A 16,038-nucleotide genomic window follows, 5' to 3' on the forward strand; every position below is an offset into this window, starting at 1 on the left:
GAAACCTGCAGAATCAGAACCCGAAACGAAGATTTCGGGTTCTTTTTTGTGCGCAGAAACAGAAAAACCGCCGGCGGCGGTCTATCGGTTGGGCTTCTGCGGCAAAAGAGCCGCTTTCCGCACTTTGCCGTCGTTTTACGCGCTCGAAAGTTGGAATATGCGCTTAATTTTTTTCAAAACGCAATTTCCGCTGTTATTTCCCGCCAAGCGGCACGCCTGCGTTGGGATATACTGGGAAAACAGCAAGGGAGGCGTAACGAAATGGATAAACAAAGGGCAAGGCGGTCCGCGTCGATACCGGTGCGGATCGGGCATGCAGCAGCATGGGCTGCCGGATTATGGAAACAGGAGCATTTGCGGACGCTCATCACAGGCGCACAGCGATTCGTGCTGTGTGCGGTGCTGGCACAGGGAACCATCCTCGGCGGGTACATGCCGTTCGGACTGGCGATGGCGGCGGCCTTGATGGCTCGAGGAGCGGGACTTTCCGCGCTCGGCGGTCTGGTGTGCGGCGTTATGCTGCGCGGCGACGGATTCCACGGCGGTATTTACGCCGCGGCAGCGCTGCTGGTGCTGTGCGTGATGAGCGTGTGCGCCGGTCTGCGGGTGATGTCCGAGCGGTGGTTTGCGCCCTGTGTGGCGACGTTTGCAAGCGCGGCGTGTACATTCGTGTTCCTGCCGCTCGGTGCAGAACTGACCGCACCGGCGGTGCTGACATTCCTGCTCGTGCAGGGCATCACGTTCGGCGTGTGCTGGATGTACGGCGCGGCCTTCGCACCGCCGCGCGACGAAAACGACTGGCGCAGACCGGTAACGCTTTTGGTGCTGACCGCGACCGTGCTTTTATCGCTTTCGGGTATCAATCTGTTCGGTGTGTTCGCTCCCGCGAGAGCGGGGGCGCTGCTGCTTGTGCTGGCGGCGGCGTATCTCGGCGGACCGGCGGCGGGCGCGGCAGCCGGTGTCGCGTTCGGCGCGGCAATGGATCTCAACATCGGCTACGGAGCCTTGTTCACCTGCTGCTACGGTCTGTGTGCGCTCGTTGCCGGACTGTTTCACGACAGCGGCCGCGGCTGGTTTTCGGTCTGTGCGCTCGGCGGCGGACTGTGCGCGGCTATGCTCGGCGTGGAGCATCCGTTGTTCATTCCGCTGATTGCAGAGCTGTTCTGCGCGGTCCTCCTGTTCGTGGCGCTGCCGCCCTTCGTGTGGGAGGCCATCCGGCGCAGCTTGCTGCCGGATACCCTGATGGGCGAAGCCGCCAGTCAGCGCGTGCGCAGACTCGCGGGCACCTGTGCGACCGAGGCGGCGCAGGCGTTCTACGAGCTGTACCTTGCTATGCTGCATGGCGTCAGCGAGGGAAAAGCCGCCGGAGACCGGAATATTCGGGCGGTATTCGACTACGCGAGCGATCATGTCTGCAAAAACTGCATGCTGTGTACGCAGTGCTGGCAGCGGGACTATGTGAGCACGCTGGCGGCGCTCAATGATGTGACCCAGCCGATGCTGCAGCGCGGGCGAGCGGAAATGAGCGATTTTCCCTATCATTTTGCGGCACGGTGTGCGCGCCTGCCCGAGCTGATGCGTGCCATCAACAGTGCGCTGTTTGCGCTGCGCGAACGCGAAAGCCTTCGGCGGCAGCAGGAGGAAAACCAGAGCCTGCTTGCCAGGCAATACGCAGGCATTACGGATATTCTTCGGCAGCTTGGCGCGGAGGTCACGCAGGATGAAACGGCGCAGCCGCTGATGGAGCGGCAGGTGCGCCGGTACGCGGCAGCGTTCGGATGGATCGACCGCGTGTGCGCGGTGCGGGATTCGCAGGGCAGGCTGACCGTTGAGTTATACGGCGAGGGCATTGACGACATCATGAAGCAGGGGGACGGCTTTTCGGCCGGTCTGTCCGCGCTGCTGGGCGTGACGCTGACTGCGCCGGAGAAGAAAAAGGGCAGCCAGGGCATCCACGTTGAGATGCACGAGCGGGCGCCGTACCGTGCGGTGGTCGGTATCGGCCGTCAGCAGAAGGAGGGCGCGTCGGTCTCGGGCGACAACGCGTGCTACTTTCTCACCGACACCGGAACGGCATGCCTGCTCCTGTCGGACGGCATGGGCTCGGGTGCCGCTGCGTCGCGGGACAGCCGCATGCTCATCACCTCGCTCGAGCGGTTCCTGCGTGCAGGCATTTCGGTCGGAGACGCGCTGCACGCGGTCTCTCCGGCGCTGCGCCTGCGGTCAGACGGCATGCGCTTCACCACACTGGACGCATTCACGCTCGACCTGTTCAGCGGACGCGCGGAAAACCTCAAGTGCGGCGCCGCACCGACCTACATGCGGCTGAACGGTCGATGGACCATCCTGCCGGGCACGGCGCTGCCCATCGGTCTGGCGGAGGAGGACGAGCTGGGCGATGCCGTGCCGCTGCAGATGAACGACGGCGATATCGTGGTTCTGCTCTCGGACGGCGTGACCGACGGCACGGACGATAAATGGGTGCGGCAGCTGCTCATCGCGCATGCAGGCGACAGCCCAAAGGAGATCGCGGCACAGCTTGTGAACGAGGCGAAAGGCCGAGGACATGATGACGACCGAACGGTAATGGTCATGAAAATCGAAAAGCTGGAATGAGACTGGTATAAAATCACGAAAGAGGGGAATGATGGAACAAAGAGAGGAGGAATCTGTATGGTACGAGGCGTCAGCCGCCGCGTCATTGTCGTCAAGCCGGAGCAGCCGGCATTGTTCGAGCAGGCTATTTTCCTTGTGCGGGACTACAATGCGCCGCGCGGCGACATGGTGCGCGAGGCCTGCCGCATCGCAAACAGCTATCTGCCGCGCAGACGGCGGTCGAGAAGAAAGGCGGACGGTCTTTCTCTGCTGGCCGGATTCTGCACAGGCGCACTGCTCATCGGCACTATATGGGCGCTGACGGCGCTCGTTTTGTAAACAGATTATAAAATGAGCGGCCGTTCTCTTGTACCCTCCGGTTTTGGTTGGTATACTATAGTATACAGACGGAAATTTCGGTTTTCGCCTACTATAGATCAAACGGAGGCGGCTATTATGACGGCCGAAACCTTTTTTCAGCTGTTCAACCAGTACGGACTGATCCTGGTCTGTGCCGTGGTTTTCTGCGAATATATGAACCTGCCCGGATTTCCGGCAGGCGTTATCATGCCGTGCGTCGGTGTGCTGATTGCCCGGAGCGAGCTGTCGCTGCCGCTGACGGTTTTTCTGAGCGTGATCGCCGGTGTGCTCGGCAGTCTGGTCATCTACGCCGTGTGCTACTGGGGCGGCGAACCGGTGATGGAGAAGCTGTTCGGCAGGAGCAAGAAATTTAAGTCGCTCGTGCGTAAATGCCACGAATTTATCGACGCACAGCATGGGCGTGGACTGGCGATCATCCGTGTGATCCCGTGTATCCGCACCATTGTTTCCATTCCGGCCGGACTGCTCCGGATGCCGGTCAAGTGGTTCGTCGGCTGGTCTGCGGCAGGCATTGCCGTGTGGAATACCGCACTGATCTCGTTCGGCTATTTCTTCAGCGAGAAGATCCTCAGCATGGTCATGTAACCGAATATATCGACAGGGTAAATCCTCGGATTTACCCTGTTTTTGCGTTCTTTGGTCGGAAAATGGGTGAATCCATTCTATACGTTGCATTTGCAGTCGTGTTATGGTAAAATATACACCGTTATATAATGTATAAGACGGAGGAACGATATGCAGATCGGCAACGTAACAATCAACGGAAAACTGGCGCTTGCACCGATGGCAGGCGTGACCGATCTTGCATTCCGCCATATCTGCCGGGAGCACGGCGCGGCGCTGACCGTGACCGAAATGGTCTCCGCAAAGGCGCTGTGCTATCAGGATAAGAAAACGCCGCGTCTGCTTGAACTCGGTGCGGACGAGCATCCGGCGGCTGCTCAGATCTTCGGGCACGAGCCGGACACGATGGCCGAAGGCGCAAAACTGGCACTGGAGAAATCCGGCTGTGATATCATCGATATCAACATGGGCTGCCCGGCGCCGAAGATTGTAAACAACGGTGACGGCTCCGCACTGATGAAGGAGCCGGAGCTGGCATCCAAGGTGATCGCAGCGGTCGTAAACGCGGTCGATGTGCCGGTAACGGTCAAGTTCCGCAAGGGCTGGGATGAAAAGAGCGTCAACTGTGTGGGATTTGCCAGAATGGCTGAGCAGTCCGGCGCGGCAGCGATCACGCTGCACGGACGCACGCGCTCGCAGCAGTACAGCGGCAACGCCGACTGGGATGCGATTCGTGAAGTTAAGCAGGCGGTTTCCATTCCGGTGTTCGCCAACGGAGATGTGGCCGAACCCGAGGACGCGGTCCGCATTCTCGCGCACACCGGCGCGGACGGCGTGATGATTGGGCGCGGTTCGCTCGGTGATCCGTGGCTGTTCGAACGGGCGAATGCACTGCTCGAGACCGGCATCTGTCCGGCGCTGCCGCCGTTCGCGGAGCGCATTGACACGGCCGTGCGGCAGATTGAGCTTGCCGCCGAGCAGAAGGGCGAGCATATCGCCATGCTCGAGGCACGCCGACACGTTAACTGCTATCTCAAGCGGGAAAGCGGTGTCAAGATGTTCAAGAACCGCATTTGCGCACTCACCAAGCTGAGTGACCTGTATGAAATCGCAGACGAACTGAAAGCCTCGTTTCGGTGAAGGAGAATGTATAATAATAAGGTAAGAGAAAGGGAGGGGAGACGCAGTGGATGACAAGCATATTGTGGCGCAGGCGCGGCGCGGCGAGCTTTCCGCCTTTGAGGAGTTGGTGACGCGCTACGAAAAGCGCGTGTATGCCATCGCGCTGCGCTCGTCCGGCTCGCCGGAGGATGCCGCAGATATCACGCAGGAGGTTTTCCTTCGGGCATGGCGTTCGATGAAGGACTTCCGCGGGGACAGCGGCTTTGCGACCTGGCTGTTCCGCATCACGATGAACCAGTGCGTCGATTATGCGCGGCATAAGCAGAGCCAGCCGCCAACGCAGCCGCTCGTGCAGGGCGAGGATGACGAGGAACGCGAACTGCCGCTTCCGGATACGGCTCCATCTCCCGAGGAGCACCTGGAGAACAGCGAGCTGGGACGCGAGCTTGCCGCCGCGCTCGATGAGGTGAGCGACGAGCACCGCAGAATCGTCCTGCTGCGGGACGTTTCCGGCATGAGCTACACCGAGATCGCTGAGATACTCGAGGTCAGCGAAGGTACGGTAAAGTCGCGGCTGTCACGCGCACGCATCGCTTTACGCAAAATTTTACTCAAACGAGGGAACCTTTTTCATTTGCCTTCGTCTAAAGATATGGAAGGAGGCGAGGAGCATGAATGAGGAGGAATATTTTGAACAGCTTTGCTCGAACAGTGTGGACGGAACCCTGACCGATTCCGAAAAGCAAAAGCTGGAGGAGCATCTGGCAGAGTGCCCATCGTGCGCCGCGCTGAAAGAGGATCTGGAGCAGATGCACAGTATGCTGGCGGTGGACGAAACCGAGCCGCCGGCCGGACTGCATGACAGCATTATGGAACGTCTGCGGCAGGAGGAAACCGTTCGGGTGGTCGCGCCGCAAAAGCCGATGCGCCGTCTGCCGGTGTTTACGATGGTAGCCGCTGCGGCGGTTGTCGTGCTGGTCGTGCTCGGCGGCGGACTGATGCCCGCGTTCAGTACGGTAGGCAGCGGCAGCACGGCGGCAGCGGATTCCGCTTCGGCGGATGCAGGAGACTGCACGGCGGACGGCGGTATGCAGGATGAGATCGAGCAGTCCGTGCGGGAGAACGCCGATGCGTCGAGCAGCGGAGCATCGAATTCGAGCGTGCAGCAGAGCGGCACGGCTTCGCAGAGCACGAACGGCAGCGCATACAGCGGACAGAATGACACCGGCGGGGACTCTGCGGCGAATACGCAGAGCGATGCGGGCATCGATGTCGAGCAGTATGCAGACAGCGATCGGTCGATCGCAGCTCCCGAGCCGATCACGGAGGAGCCGGTACAGACACAGGTGCAGACCCGTCCGGTGCTCACGCTGCCGCAAAGCCTGCACGGCGCACACACCGCGTACTGCTATGTGGCCATCGGCGGCAGCAGCCTGCCGGATATCGATGGTGAGCTGCTCGCGCAGGAGAACGGCGTTTCGTGGTTCCGGCTGGACAACAGTATGGAAACGCTCGAAAAGACGCTGCAGACAGTAGAACAGGCAGGCTGCACGGTGACTGCCTATGATAAGGTCGATCTGACGATCGACAGCCATGCAGATTCGTGGATCTTAGCGGTTGTTACCGGTTGAGATTGGGCAAAACAGACCCGAAACGATGGTTTTCGGGTCTGTTTTTGTGCATAACGCGAAAAATTCCGATTTCAACAAAAAATCGCTGAAAATTTTGTGCAAACACTTGACTTTTCTCCGAAAGTATTGTACTATGTATAAGAACTTGCGAGAGCAAGTAAAACGCGATGATACCGGAGATTGCTGCTATGAGCAGGTAACTTCGGTGGAGTAGGTCCGACAATCGGGCGGTTGAGATAACTGCTATCAGCTGAATTCAGATATTCAGCAAAAACGCAATGTTCATGCGTAAATTCGGGACTCGCGGCGCGTGCGCCGTCAAGCCGATGGTTTGAACCACTTACGTTTCTTATCGTGACCGGATTGTTGCGCTGCGGAGTCAGTGCGCCCGGTTATTTTCATGCCCGTTGCGTGATACGCACGGCGGAGTTGCAGTTTCTCTCCGTAGCGAGTCAAAACATTATTTAATGTATGGCACACATACGAGGAGGAAATTCCACAATGGCAAACGCACAGAAGATTCGCATTCGCCTGAAGGCGTATGATCACGAGCTGATCGACCAGTCCGCAGAGAAGATCATCGAGACCGCTAAGCGCAACGGCGCTAAGGTTTCCGGCCCGATCCCGCTGCCGACCGAGAAGCAGATCGTTACCATCCTGCGTGCTGTTCACAAGTACAAGGATTCTCGTGAGCAGTTCGAGCGCCGCACCCACAAGCGCCTGATCGACATCATCAACCCGAATCAGGCTACCATCGAGGCTCTGACCACTCTCGACCTGCCGGCTGGCGTCGAGTTCGAGGTTAAGCTCTAATTTAAGTCAACAAGCTGACCGGATTAACCCACCGGCGGTTTGAAGCCCTGCCGCGACACGCGCGGCGAGGTCATGTTGGCGGTCAAATGCCGTCAACCAATAACCTTTAAGGAGGAAAAACAAATGCTGAACAAAGCAATCATCGGCAAGAAGGTCGGTATGACCCAGATCTTCAATGCTGACGGCAAGGTTATCCCCTGCACCGTAATCGAAGCAGGTCCTTGCGTTGTAACTCAGCTCAAGACCGAAGAGAAGGACGGCTACAATGCTGTACAGTTCGGTTTTGAGGATGTTAAGGAAGCTCGCCTGAACAAGCCCCAGAAGGGTCACCTGAAGAAGGCTGGCGACTCCCTGAAGAAGTACCTGAAGGAGTTCCGTTTTGAGGACTGCACTCCGTTCCAGCTCGGCGATGTTGTTAAGGCTGACATGTTCGTTACCGGCGATTATGTTGACGTTACCGGCACTTCCAAGGGCAAGGGCTACGCTGGCGTAATCAAGCGCTTCAACGCATCCCGCCTGAAGGAAACCCACGGTACCGGCCCTGTACACCGCCATGCGGGTTCTATGGGCGCTTGCTCTGATCCGTCCAAGATCATGAAGGGCAAGATGATGCCGGGTCACATGGGCGCTGAGCAGGTTACTGTTCAGAACCTGGACGTTGTAAAGGTTGACGCTGAGCTTAACCTGATCGCCGTTTGCGGCGCAGTTCCGGGCCCGAAGGGCGGCATCGTAGTGCTGAAGAACACCGTTAAGAACAACAAGGTTGCCAAGGGCGAGGCTGGCATCAGCAAGAACCCGCAGAAGGCTTCCGCAAGAAAGTAAGGGAAGGAGGAGCAAATCATGCCTACAGTAGCAGTTTTTGATATGACCGGTAAGAAGACCGGCGAGATGGAGCTGAACGCGGCTGTTTTCGGTATCGAGCCGAACATGACCGTTGTACACGCTGCAGTAAAGAATTATCTGGCTAACCAGCGTCAGGGCACTCAGTCCACGCTGACCCGCGCCGAGGTTCGTGGCGGCGGCATCAAGCCGTGGCGTCAGAAGGGCACCGGCCGTGCTCGTCAGGGTTCTATCCGCTCTCCGCAGTGGACCCATGGTGGTATTGCCCTCGGCCCGAAGCCCCGTTCCTACAACTACAGCCTGACCAAGAAGACCAAGCGTCTGGCTATGCTGTCCGCTCTGTCTGCAAAGGCAGCAGCAGGCGAGATCATCGTAATCGATGGCCTGGATATGGGCGAGATCAAGACCAAGTCCTTCGTTGGTTTCCTGAACGCAGTTGAGGCAACCGGCAAGAGCCTGGTAGTTACTCCGGAAGTTCGCACTAACGTAGTTAAGTCTGCGGCAAACATCCCGGGCGTACGCACCACGATCGCGTCTACCCTCAATGTATACGACATCCTCAATGCTGACAAGTTCATCATCGACAAGGCAGCAGTTGAGAAGCTGCAGGAGGTATACGCATAATGAAGTACGCATACGACATTATCAAGAAGCCGATCATCACTGAGCGTTCTATGATGGGCGCACAGGACAACAAGTACACCTCGAAGTAGCGATCGATGCCGGCAAGGTAGAGATCAAGAAGGCTGTAGAGGAGATCTTCGGCGTTAAGGTTGCCAAGGTTAACACCATCAAGCTGCCGGGCAAGTGGAAGCGCATGGGCGTTCACGTTGGCAAGCGTTCCGACATCAAGAAGGCGATCGTAACCCTGACCGCTGACTCCAAGAAGATCGAGATCTTCGAGAACATGATGTAAATATTCTAAGGGGGAATCCTTCCCCCTTAGATACCGAAAAAGTTCCCTTCAGAAACTTTTTCGGATAACCCCCTCTCGAATGAATACATTCGAGAACGCGCCTCTAAGGCGCGGGCAGTGGTGTAAAAGTACGGCGCAGCCGCACTTTTACGAACACCCCTGCGGGGTGATTAACAACTCATTCAAAACTGTAGTTTGAATGAAGCATTTGTATGGGGAAGCCACCCCGATAATAACGTATCAAGGAGTTGAAATTCCAAATGGCTATCAAGACTTTCAACCCGACGACGCCCTCGCGCAGAAATATGACTGTGCTTTCCTACAAGGGTCTGTCTAAGGTGAAGCCCGAGAAGAGCCTTCTCGAAAAGGTCAAGAAGACCGCTGGCCGCAACAGCTACGGCCGCATCACCGTTCGCCACATCGGCGGCGGCAACAAGAAGAAGTACCGTATCATTGACTTCAAGCGTCAGAAGCTCGACGTTTACGCCGAGGTTAAGACCCTGGAGTATGATCCGAACCGTTCCGCTAACATCGCTCTCGTTCAGTACGAGGACGGCGAGAAGGCATATATCCTCGCTCCCGAGGGCCTGAAGATCGGCGACAAGGTCGTTTCTTCCAAGGATGCCGACATCAAGCCCGGCAACTGCCTGCCGGTTGAGAACATTCCGGTTGGTACCATGATCCACAACATCGAGCTGTACCCGGGCAAGGGCGCACAGCTGGTTCGTTCCGCAGGCGTCGGCGCTCAGCTGATGGCTAAGGAAGGCGGCAAGGCAATGGTTCGTCTGCCCTCCGGTGAGCTGCGTTACGTCCGTCTGGACTGCAAGGCTACCATCGGCGTTGTTGGTAACTCTGATCATTCTAACGTACAGCTGGGTAAGGCTGGCCGTACCCGTCATCTGGGTATCCGCCCGACCGTTCGTGGTTCTGTAATGAACCCGTGTGATCACCCGCACGGCGGCGGCGAAGGCAAGAGCCCGATCGGTCGTCCGTCTCCGGTTACCCCGTGGGGCAAGCCGGCTATGGGTTACAAGACCCGCAAGAAGAACCACCGCACCGACAAGCAGATCGCTCGTCGTCGCAACGGCAAGTAAGAAAGGAGTTATCTTAATATGGGCAGAAGTGTTAAGAAAGGCCCTTTTGTGGCTCCTGAGCTTATCAAAAGAGTCGTTGAAATGAACGAAAAGGGCGAGAAGAAGGTCCTCAAGACCTGGTCCCGCGCTTCCACGATCTTCCCTGAGTTCGTCGGTCATACTATCGCAGTACACGACGGCCGCAAGCACGTTCCGGTATACGTTACCGAGGACATGGTTGGTCACAAGCTGGGCGAGTTTGCTCCCACCCGTACCTACAAGGGTCACGCGGGCAGCAAGACCTCCAATAACGGCAAGTAAGGAGGAGTTAAAGTAACATGGAAGCAAGAGCTATTGTACGCAACGTACGCATGACCCCGCGAAAGATCAAGCTGATCTGCGATCTGATCCGCGGCAAGGATGCGGGCGAAGCTATGGCCATCATCATGAATACCCCCAAGGCAGCATGCGAGCCGATGGAGAAGCTCCTCAAGAGCGCAGTTGCCAATGCCGAGAACAATCACGGCATGAACACCGACAAGCTTTACGTTAAGGAAGTTCACGTCGGTCCCGGTCCGATCATGAAGCGCGTTATGCCGCGTGCACAGGGCCGTGCATTCAGAATCCTCAAGAGAACCTCGCACGTAACGCTGGTTCTTGGCGAGAAAGAATAAGGGAGGGTAATCAATGGGCCAGAAAGTAAATCCGAACGGTCTCCGTGTCGGCGTTATCAAGAATTGGGATTCCCGTTGGTTCGCTAAGGACAATGTGTTCGGCGACCTCCTCGTGGAAGACTACGAGATCCGTAAGGATCTGAAGAAGCGTCTGTACGACGCAGGCGTTCCGGCGATCGAGATCGAGCGCAAGAACGACGAAATCAAGATCATGATCCAGTGCGCACGTCCCGGCATGGTTGTCGGCCGCGGCGGCGAGGACATCAAGAAGCTCGAAGAAGAGCTGACCAAGAAGTACGGCAAGAAGGTTCGCTGCTCTATCATCGAGATCAAGAACCCGGACACCAACGCTACCCTGGTTGCTGAGAACATTGCAGCTCAGCTCGAGAAGCGCATCGGTTTCCGCCGTGCAATGAAGCAGTCCATGGGCCGTGCAATGCGCATGGGCGCCAAGGGCATCAAGGTTTCCTGCGGCGGCCGTCTGGGCGGCGCGGAAATCGCACGCACCGAGCATTACCACGAGGGCACCATTCCGCTGCAGACCCTGCGTGCGGACATCGACTATGGTTTTGCTGAAGCTGCGACCACCTACGGCCGCATCGGTGTTAAGGTATGGATCTACAAGGGTGAGGTTCTCCACGGCGGTCCGCGTCTGGGTCGCTCCATTGAAGCTCCGAAGCCGGCATTCGAGCGCCGCGATCGTCGCGGTGACCGTCGCGGCCGTCGTGACTTCAACCGTGGCGAGCGTCGTGCTCCCCGTCAGGAAGGAGGCAACCGTTAATGCTGCTCCCTAAGAGAGTTAAGTATCGTCGCGTTCATCGCGGCCGTATGACCGGCAAGGCTACCCGCGGTAACTTCGTATCGAACGGTGAGTTCGGTATCCAGGCTACCGAGCCGTGCTGGATCACCTCGAATCAGATCGAGGCAGCCCGTATCGCTATGACCCGTTACACCAAGCGTGGCGGTCAGGTATGGATCAAGATTTTCCCCGACAAGCCGGTTACCAAGCATCCGGCTGGTGCTCGAATGGGTTCCGGTAAGGGCGCACCCGAGTACTGGGTTGCAGTAGTTAAGCCGGGCCGTGTACTGTTTGAGATCGCAGGCGTTTCCGAGGAAGTTGCTCGTGAGGCACTGCGTCTGGCAAGCCACAAGCTGCCCTGCAAGACCAAGTTCGTTGCCCGTGAGAAGAATGGCGGTGAAGCATGATGAAGGCATCTGAGATCAGAGAACTGACGGCTGAGGAGCTGTCTGCAAAGCTCGGTGAGCTGAAGAAGGACCTCTTCAACCTCCGTCTGCAGCTCGCTACCAATCAGCTCGACAACACCAACAAGATCAATGAAGTCAAGCACGACATTGCTCGTATCAATACCGTTATCCGCGAGAAGCAGATCGCGGAGAAGGCATAAGGGAGGGAAACGAATATTATGAGCGAAAGAGCATTACGCAAAACGCGAGTAGGCAAGGTCGTTTCCGATAAGATGGATAAGACCATTGTCGTAGCAATTGAGGATCGTGTAGCACATCCTCTGTACAAGAAGGTTATTCCGCACACCTATAAGCTGAAGGCACACGACGAGAACAACGAGTGTGGCATCGGTGATAAGGTTAAGGTGATGGAGACCCGTCCGCTGTCCAAGGACAAGCGCTGGCGCCTGGTCGAGATCATCGAGAAGGCAAAGTAAGGAGGAGAGCACATGGTTCAGCAGGAAAGCTTTCTGCGTGCAGCTGACAACAGCGGCGCAAAGGAACTGAAGGTAATCCGTGTTCTCGGCGGCTCCGCACGCAAGTACGGCAACATCGGTGACGTAGTTGTTTGCTCGGTGCGCAAGTGCACCCCGGGCGGCGGCGTAAAGAAGGGCGATGTCGTTAAGGCAGTTATCGTCCGCACCGTTAAGGGCCTGCGCCGCGCTGACGGCAGCTATATCCGCTTTGACGAGAACGCTGGCGTTATCATTCGTGATGACAAAAACCCCCGCGGCACCCGTATCTTTGGGCCTGTCGCTCGTGAGCTGCGTGACAAGGATTACATGAAGATCCTGTCGCTTGCTCCGGAAGTACTGTAAGGAGGTCGCCAACAAATGAACAATTTGCACGTTAAGACGGGCGACACCGCAGTCGTTCTTTCCGGCAAGGAAAAGGGCAAGCGCGGCAAGATCCTGTCCGTAAACCCGAAGAAGGGTATGGTAGTAATCGAAGGTGTGAACATGATCAAGTGCCACACCAAGCCCCGCCGTCAGGGTGAAACCGGCGGCATCATCGAGCGCGAGGGTGCGCTGCGTGCCTGCAAGGTAATGCGCGTATGCCCGAAGTGCGACAAGCCGACTCGTGTAGCGCACAAGTTCACCGAGAACGGCACTAAGCTGACGGTGTGCAAGCACTGCGGCGAAACGCTTTAAGAAGAGGAGGTTGCAATAAATGGTTCCGAATATGAAAGCAAAGTATACTGCGGAAGTTGCGCCTGCTCTGATGAAGAAGTTTCAGTACGAGAGCGCAATGCAGATCCCGAAGCTCGACAAGATCGTAATCAACGTCGGCTGCGGTAAGGAAGCAAACGGTAACTCCAAGGTTATCGAGGCTATTGTCCGTGATATCACCCTGATCTCCGGCCAGAAGCCGATCATCACCCACGCTAAGAAGTCCATCGCAAACTTCAAGCTGCGTGACGGCATGCCGGTAGGCGTTAAGGTAACCCTGCGCCGTGACCGTATGTGGGAGTTCCTGGATCGTCTGTTCAACGTAGCTCTGCCGCGTGTACGCGACTTCCGCGGCATCAACGGCAACGCATTTGACGGCCGTGGCAACTACGCTCTGGGTCTGAACGAGCAGCTGATCTTCCCGGAAATTTCCTATGATCAGATCGACAAGATCCGCGGCATGAACATCGTTATCTGCACCACTGCAAATACCGATGAAGAAGCAAAGGAGCTGCTTACTCTGATGGGCGCTCCGTTTGAGAAGTAAGGAGGAGAAGTTAAATGGCTAAGAAGTCGATGGTTCTCAAGCAGCAGGCTAAGCCGAAGTTCTCCAGCCGAGCTTACAACCGCTGCAAGATCTGCGGCCGTCCGCACGCTTACCTGCGTGATTTCGGTATCTGCCGTATCTGCTTCCGCGAGCTGGCTTACAAGGGCCAGATCCCGGGTGTCCGCAAGGCATCCTGGTAAGGAAGAGCGATTTCAAAAAGGAACCCGTAAGGGTTCCTTTTTTTATGCTTTAACGGTGGGCAGAGACCATTTCTGCACCGACTGATCGGGGCACGCGAACTGCGTAAGCGGGTTCGCCCCTAACGGGCGGCAGCCTTTTTCAGCACCGGCTGAGCGGGGTACGCGAACTGCCGCAGGCGTGTTCGCCCTTTCCGGGCGGGGAGTTTTTCGCTGCACCTCAGCGGGGGATTCGCCGTCTGCGGACGGCGGGAACGTGCCGCGCCCCGCGGCAGGGCAAAAAGGAAGGGACACCTGCGGTTTCCCTTCCTCTTTGAACTCCTGCCTTTCCCTTATTTGTTAGCCTGGCGCAGACCAGAGACCGGCGACCGCTCCGAAAAAGGGAACGGCAGTCGGGTGACCGTTGTGTGTCTTTCGTGAAATGTTCGCAATTCACAGATAGCGTACTGCTACACAGATGGTTTTATCAGCGCAGGCGCGACATGCCCGTGTCGCGCAATTCGTTTGTGCGTTATTACGGATAGTTCCTGCGGGTAATACATGAGGGTAAATGTTATCGTAGGGCGGGGTGCCCTCACCCCGCCGTTTTTAACGATCTGCTGTTATTTATATACGGTGAGGCGGTCGTTTCAGTATGAAAAAATCGTAATATATTGACTATTAAAACGAAAATCTCGTAGTTGCCTCTTGCATTTTCCCGCAAAATGTGTTTTAATTATTCTGTTATAAATATTTCAATGCGATGAGCAGGAAAAGTAACGCTGTGTTCCTCTTTCTCAGAGAGAACGGTCCCATGGCTGCAAGCCGTTTATCGAGGTATGGCGCGAAGTTCCCCTGTGAGCACCGGTGCTGAATAGATGCAGTAGGCGCCGGCGAAGTAACGCTCCGTTACCGGCGTTCAATGAGTGCCCGATTTTTTTCGGGAATCAGGGTGGTACCACGGAAGTTTTACGCCTTTCGTCCCTAATTTTAGAGGGATGAAAGGCGTTTTTTGTTTCATTAGGAATTACTAACTACTAATTGGTATAAGAGACCATCCCTTATATACAAGCCAAAGAAGGAGAATTGGTATGAAAGAAAAGCTGCAAGGCATTTTGCAGACCGCGAAGGAGCAGCTCGCTGCCGCGAAGGATTCGCGCGCGCTGGACGAGGCCCGTGTTAAGTTCCTCGGCAAAAAGGGTGAGCTGACCGCGCTGCTCAAGGGCATGAAGGACGTTGCCGCAGAGGAGCGTCCGGTTGTTGGTCAGCTGATCAACGACGTTCGTGCGGAGATCGAAACCATCATTGACAAGCAGAAGAAGCTGATCGAGCAGGCTGCGCTCGAGAAGAAGCTGGAGGCGGAGACTATCGACGTTACCTGCCGGGTGAGGACGTTGTCATCGGCAAGAAGCATCCGCTGAACATCGTGCTCGACGAGTTCAAGGAGATTTTCCTCGGTCTGGGCTTCTCGATCGCTGAGGGTCCGGAGGTTGAGCTGGATCACTACAACTTTGAGGCGCTAAACATTCCGAAGGATCATCCGGCACGCGACACGCAGGATACCTTCTATATTTCGGATAATGTTGTGCTCCGCACGCAGACCTCTCCGATGCAGGTCCGCACGATGGAAAAGCGCAAGCCGCCGATCCGCATTATCGCGCCGGGCCGTGTTTACCGTTCGGACGCCGTTGATGCAACCCACTCTCCGCTGTTCCATCAGATCGAGGGTCTGGTTGTCGATAAGGGCATCCGCATGAGCGACCTGAAGGGCATTCTCGAGCTGTTCGCAAAGAAGCTGTACGGCGAGGACACGGTTGTTCGTTTCCGTCCGCATCACTTCCCGTTCACCGAGCCGTCTGCGGAGATGGATATCCAGTGCTACCGCTGCCACGGTGAAGGCTGCCCGCTCTGCAAGGGCGAGGGCTGGATCGAGATCCTCGGCTGCGGCATGGTTCACCCCAAGGTGCTTGAGATGAGTGGTATCGACCCGAATGAATACTCCGGCTACGCCTTCGGCATCGGTCTGGAGCGTATGGTTATGGGCCGCTTCAAGATCGACGATATCCGTCTGTTCTATGAGAACGACGTTCGATTCCTGCACCAGTTCTAAACCTGCACCCGTAGGGCGGGATGACCTCATCCCGCCGCACTCTCCCGCATGTTACAAGCGATACGTATTATCGTAGGGCGCGACGACCCCGGCGCGCCGCTCGTAAGTATATGCAGGCGGCAAATACGGCGCGCTGAGTCGTCGCGCCCTACGGACAACAATAACACCAAAAGGAGTGTTCC

20 protein-coding genes, 2 pseudogenes and 1 other annotated feature are annotated in these 16,038 nt (G+C 56.8%); all 22 genes and pseudogenes read left to right on the forward strand.

Annotation, left to right across the window (positions count from 1 at the left end; genetic code table 11):
- Positions 1-261 precede the first annotated feature (261 nt).
- The 22 genes and pseudogenes from DXB00_RS01375 to pheS all read left to right on the forward strand — a co-directional run bounded on the left by DXB00_RS01375 (position 262) and on the right by pheS (position 15,856).
- The gene (locus DXB00_RS01375; protein WP_118728912.1) at positions 262-2,616 is read left to right on the forward strand and encodes a SpoIIE family protein phosphatase; all 2,355 of its coding nucleotides are present in this window, start codon (positions 262-264) and stop codon (positions 2,614-2,616) included.
- Between the two features lie 57 nt (positions 2,617-2,673).
- On the forward strand, positions 2,674-2,934 hold the full coding sequence (locus DXB00_RS01380; RefSeq protein WP_118647868.1) for a hypothetical protein: 261 nt from the start codon (positions 2,674-2,676) through the stop codon (positions 2,932-2,934).
- Between the two features lie 117 nt (positions 2,935-3,051).
- Positions 3,052-3,561: a DedA family protein gene (locus DXB00_RS01385; protein WP_158574603.1), complete on the forward strand. Its 510-nt coding sequence runs from the start codon at positions 3,052-3,054 to the stop codon at positions 3,559-3,561.
- A 150-nt stretch (positions 3,562-3,711) separates the two neighbouring features.
- Positions 3,712-4,680 (forward strand): tRNA dihydrouridine synthase DusB, encoded by a 969-nt coding sequence (gene dusB, locus DXB00_RS01390; RefSeq protein ID WP_119214418.1) that lies wholly within the window; start codon positions 3,712-3,714, stop codon positions 4,678-4,680.
- A 46-nt stretch (positions 4,681-4,726) separates the two neighbouring features.
- The gene (locus tag DXB00_RS01395) at positions 4,727-5,341 is read left to right on the forward strand and encodes an RNA polymerase sigma factor (protein WP_110435214.1); all 615 of its coding nucleotides are present in this window, start codon (positions 4,727-4,729) and stop codon (positions 5,339-5,341) included.
- On the forward strand, positions 5,334-6,293 hold the full coding sequence (locus DXB00_RS01400; protein WP_119214419.1) for an anti-sigma factor family protein: 960 nt from the start codon (positions 5,334-5,336) through the stop codon (positions 6,291-6,293). The genes DXB00_RS01395 and DXB00_RS01400 overlap by 8 nt, the downstream gene beginning before the upstream one ends.
- A gap of 501 nt (positions 6,294-6,794) precedes the next feature.
- Entirely contained in the window at positions 6,795-7,106 is a 312-nt protein-coding gene (rpsJ, locus tag DXB00_RS01405) for a 30S ribosomal protein S10 (RefSeq protein WP_054326972.1), read from the forward strand.
- A 126-nt stretch (positions 7,107-7,232) separates the two neighbouring features.
- Entirely contained in the window at positions 7,233-7,928 is a 696-nt protein-coding gene (rplC, locus tag DXB00_RS01410) for a 50S ribosomal protein L3 (protein WP_117491440.1), read from the forward strand.
- Between the two features lie 18 nt (positions 7,929-7,946).
- On the forward strand, positions 7,947-8,570 hold the full coding sequence (rplD, locus tag DXB00_RS01415) for a 50S ribosomal protein L4 (protein ID WP_110435212.1): 624 nt from the start codon (positions 7,947-7,949) through the stop codon (positions 8,568-8,570).
- A pseudogene (gene rplW / locus DXB00_RS01420) lies at positions 8,570-8,862 on the forward strand (50S ribosomal protein L23). Before rplD ends, rplW begins: the two are co-directional and overlap by 1 nt.
- A gap of 260 nt (positions 8,863-9,122) precedes the next feature.
- Entirely contained in the window at positions 9,123-9,956 is an 834-nt protein-coding gene (rplB, locus tag DXB00_RS01425; protein WP_116704664.1) for a 50S ribosomal protein L2, read from the forward strand.
- A gap of 18 nt (positions 9,957-9,974) precedes the next feature.
- Positions 9,975-10,256, forward strand: coding sequence for a 30S ribosomal protein S19 (rpsS, locus tag DXB00_RS01430; RefSeq protein WP_110435209.1), 282 nt, complete (start codon positions 9,975-9,977; stop codon positions 10,254-10,256).
- A 17-nt stretch (positions 10,257-10,273) separates the two neighbouring features.
- Positions 10,274-10,609 (forward strand): 50S ribosomal protein L22, encoded by a 336-nt coding sequence (gene rplV, locus DXB00_RS01435; RefSeq protein ID WP_110435208.1) that lies wholly within the window; start codon positions 10,274-10,276, stop codon positions 10,607-10,609.
- 13 nt (positions 10,610-10,622) lie between these two features.
- Positions 10,623-11,390, forward strand: coding sequence for a 30S ribosomal protein S3 (gene rpsC / locus DXB00_RS01440; protein ID WP_116704663.1), 768 nt, complete (start codon positions 10,623-10,625; stop codon positions 11,388-11,390).
- Positions 11,390-11,815 carry a 50S ribosomal protein L16 gene (gene rplP / locus DXB00_RS01445; protein WP_110435206.1) on the forward strand — a complete coding sequence of 142 codons (426 nt, stop codon included), beginning with the start codon at positions 11,390-11,392 and terminating at the stop codon, positions 11,813-11,815. The genes rpsC and rplP overlap by 1 nt, the downstream gene beginning before the upstream one ends.
- Positions 11,815-12,015, forward strand: a complete 201-nt coding sequence (gene rpmC / locus DXB00_RS01450) for a 50S ribosomal protein L29 (protein WP_110435205.1) — start codon at positions 11,815-11,817, stop codon at positions 12,013-12,015. Before rplP ends, rpmC begins: the two co-directional genes overlap by 1 nt.
- 18 nt (positions 12,016-12,033) lie before the next feature.
- Positions 12,034-12,291 (forward strand): 30S ribosomal protein S17, encoded by a 258-nt coding sequence (gene rpsQ / locus DXB00_RS01455; protein WP_054326963.1) that lies wholly within the window; start codon positions 12,034-12,036, stop codon positions 12,289-12,291.
- A 12-nt stretch (positions 12,292-12,303) separates the two neighbouring features.
- On the forward strand, positions 12,304-12,672 hold the full coding sequence (rplN, locus tag DXB00_RS01460) for a 50S ribosomal protein L14 (RefSeq protein ID WP_116704662.1): 369 nt from the start codon (positions 12,304-12,306) through the stop codon (positions 12,670-12,672).
- A 15-nt stretch (positions 12,673-12,687) separates the two neighbouring features.
- Complete coding sequence (gene rplX, locus DXB00_RS01465) at positions 12,688-13,005, forward strand: 50S ribosomal protein L24 (protein ID WP_110435203.1); 318 nt, start codon at positions 12,688-12,690, stop codon at positions 13,003-13,005.
- A 19-nt stretch (positions 13,006-13,024) separates the two neighbouring features.
- Positions 13,025-13,570 (forward strand): 50S ribosomal protein L5, encoded by a 546-nt coding sequence (gene rplE / locus DXB00_RS01470; protein ID WP_117555184.1) that lies wholly within the window; start codon positions 13,025-13,027, stop codon positions 13,568-13,570.
- 14 nt (positions 13,571-13,584) lie between these two features.
- Complete coding sequence (locus tag DXB00_RS01475) at positions 13,585-13,770, forward strand: type Z 30S ribosomal protein S14 (protein WP_110435201.1); 186 nt, start codon at positions 13,585-13,587, stop codon at positions 13,768-13,770.
- A 730-nt stretch (positions 13,771-14,500) separates the two neighbouring features.
- Positions 14,501-14,735: a binding site (T-box leader), on the forward strand.
- A gap of 102 nt (positions 14,736-14,837) precedes the next feature.
- Positions 14,838-15,856 (forward strand): annotated as a pseudogene (gene pheS, locus DXB00_RS01480) (phenylalanine--tRNA ligase subunit alpha).
- The last annotated feature ends 182 nt before the right edge of the window (positions 15,857-16,038 follow it).

Origin of the sequence: Butyricicoccus sp. OF10-2, assembly GCF_003481925.1 — a bacterium.
Classification (GTDB): domain Bacteria; phylum Bacillota; class Clostridia; order Oscillospirales; family Butyricicoccaceae; genus Agathobaculum; species Agathobaculum butyriciproducens.

Bases quoted from the DNA above. Each gene is read 5' to 3' on its own strand.
- DXB00_RS01375 (WP_118728912.1), top strand. From the start codon at position 262: ATGGATAAACAAAGGGCAAGGCGGTCCGCGTCGATACCGGTGCGGATC.
- DXB00_RS01380 (WP_118647868.1), top strand. From the start codon at position 2,674: ATGGTACGAGGCGTCAGCCGCCGCGTCATTGTCGTCAAGCCGGAGCAG.
- DXB00_RS01385 (WP_158574603.1), top strand. From the start codon at position 3,052: ATGACGGCCGAAACCTTTTTTCAGCTGTTCAACCAGTACGGACTGATC.
- dusB (WP_119214418.1), top strand. From the start codon at position 3,712: ATGCAGATCGGCAACGTAACAATCAACGGAAAACTGGCGCTTGCACCG.
- DXB00_RS01400 (WP_119214419.1), top strand. From the start codon at position 5,334: ATGAATGAGGAGGAATATTTTGAACAGCTTTGCTCGAACAGTGTGGAC.
- rpsJ (WP_054326972.1), top strand. From the start codon at position 6,795: ATGGCAAACGCACAGAAGATTCGCATTCGCCTGAAGGCGTATGATCAC.
- rplD (WP_110435212.1), top strand. From the start codon at position 7,947: ATGCCTACAGTAGCAGTTTTTGATATGACCGGTAAGAAGACCGGCGAG.
- rplB (WP_116704664.1), top strand. From the start codon at position 9,123: ATGGCTATCAAGACTTTCAACCCGACGACGCCCTCGCGCAGAAATATG.
- rpsS (WP_110435209.1), top strand. From the start codon at position 9,975: ATGGGCAGAAGTGTTAAGAAAGGCCCTTTTGTGGCTCCTGAGCTTATC.
- rplV (WP_110435208.1), top strand. From the start codon at position 10,274: ATGGAAGCAAGAGCTATTGTACGCAACGTACGCATGACCCCGCGAAAG.
- rpsC (WP_116704663.1), top strand. From the start codon at position 10,623: ATGGGCCAGAAAGTAAATCCGAACGGTCTCCGTGTCGGCGTTATCAAG.
- rplP (WP_110435206.1), top strand. From the start codon at position 11,390: ATGCTGCTCCCTAAGAGAGTTAAGTATCGTCGCGTTCATCGCGGCCGT.
- rpmC (WP_110435205.1), top strand. From the start codon at position 11,815: ATGAAGGCATCTGAGATCAGAGAACTGACGGCTGAGGAGCTGTCTGCA.
- rpsQ (WP_054326963.1), top strand. From the start codon at position 12,034: ATGAGCGAAAGAGCATTACGCAAAACGCGAGTAGGCAAGGTCGTTTCC.
- rplN (WP_116704662.1), top strand. From the start codon at position 12,304: ATGGTTCAGCAGGAAAGCTTTCTGCGTGCAGCTGACAACAGCGGCGCA.
- rplX (WP_110435203.1), top strand. From the start codon at position 12,688: ATGAACAATTTGCACGTTAAGACGGGCGACACCGCAGTCGTTCTTTCC.
- rplE (WP_117555184.1), top strand. From the start codon at position 13,025: ATGGTTCCGAATATGAAAGCAAAGTATACTGCGGAAGTTGCGCCTGCT.
- DXB00_RS01475 (WP_110435201.1), top strand. From the start codon at position 13,585: ATGGCTAAGAAGTCGATGGTTCTCAAGCAGCAGGCTAAGCCGAAGTTC.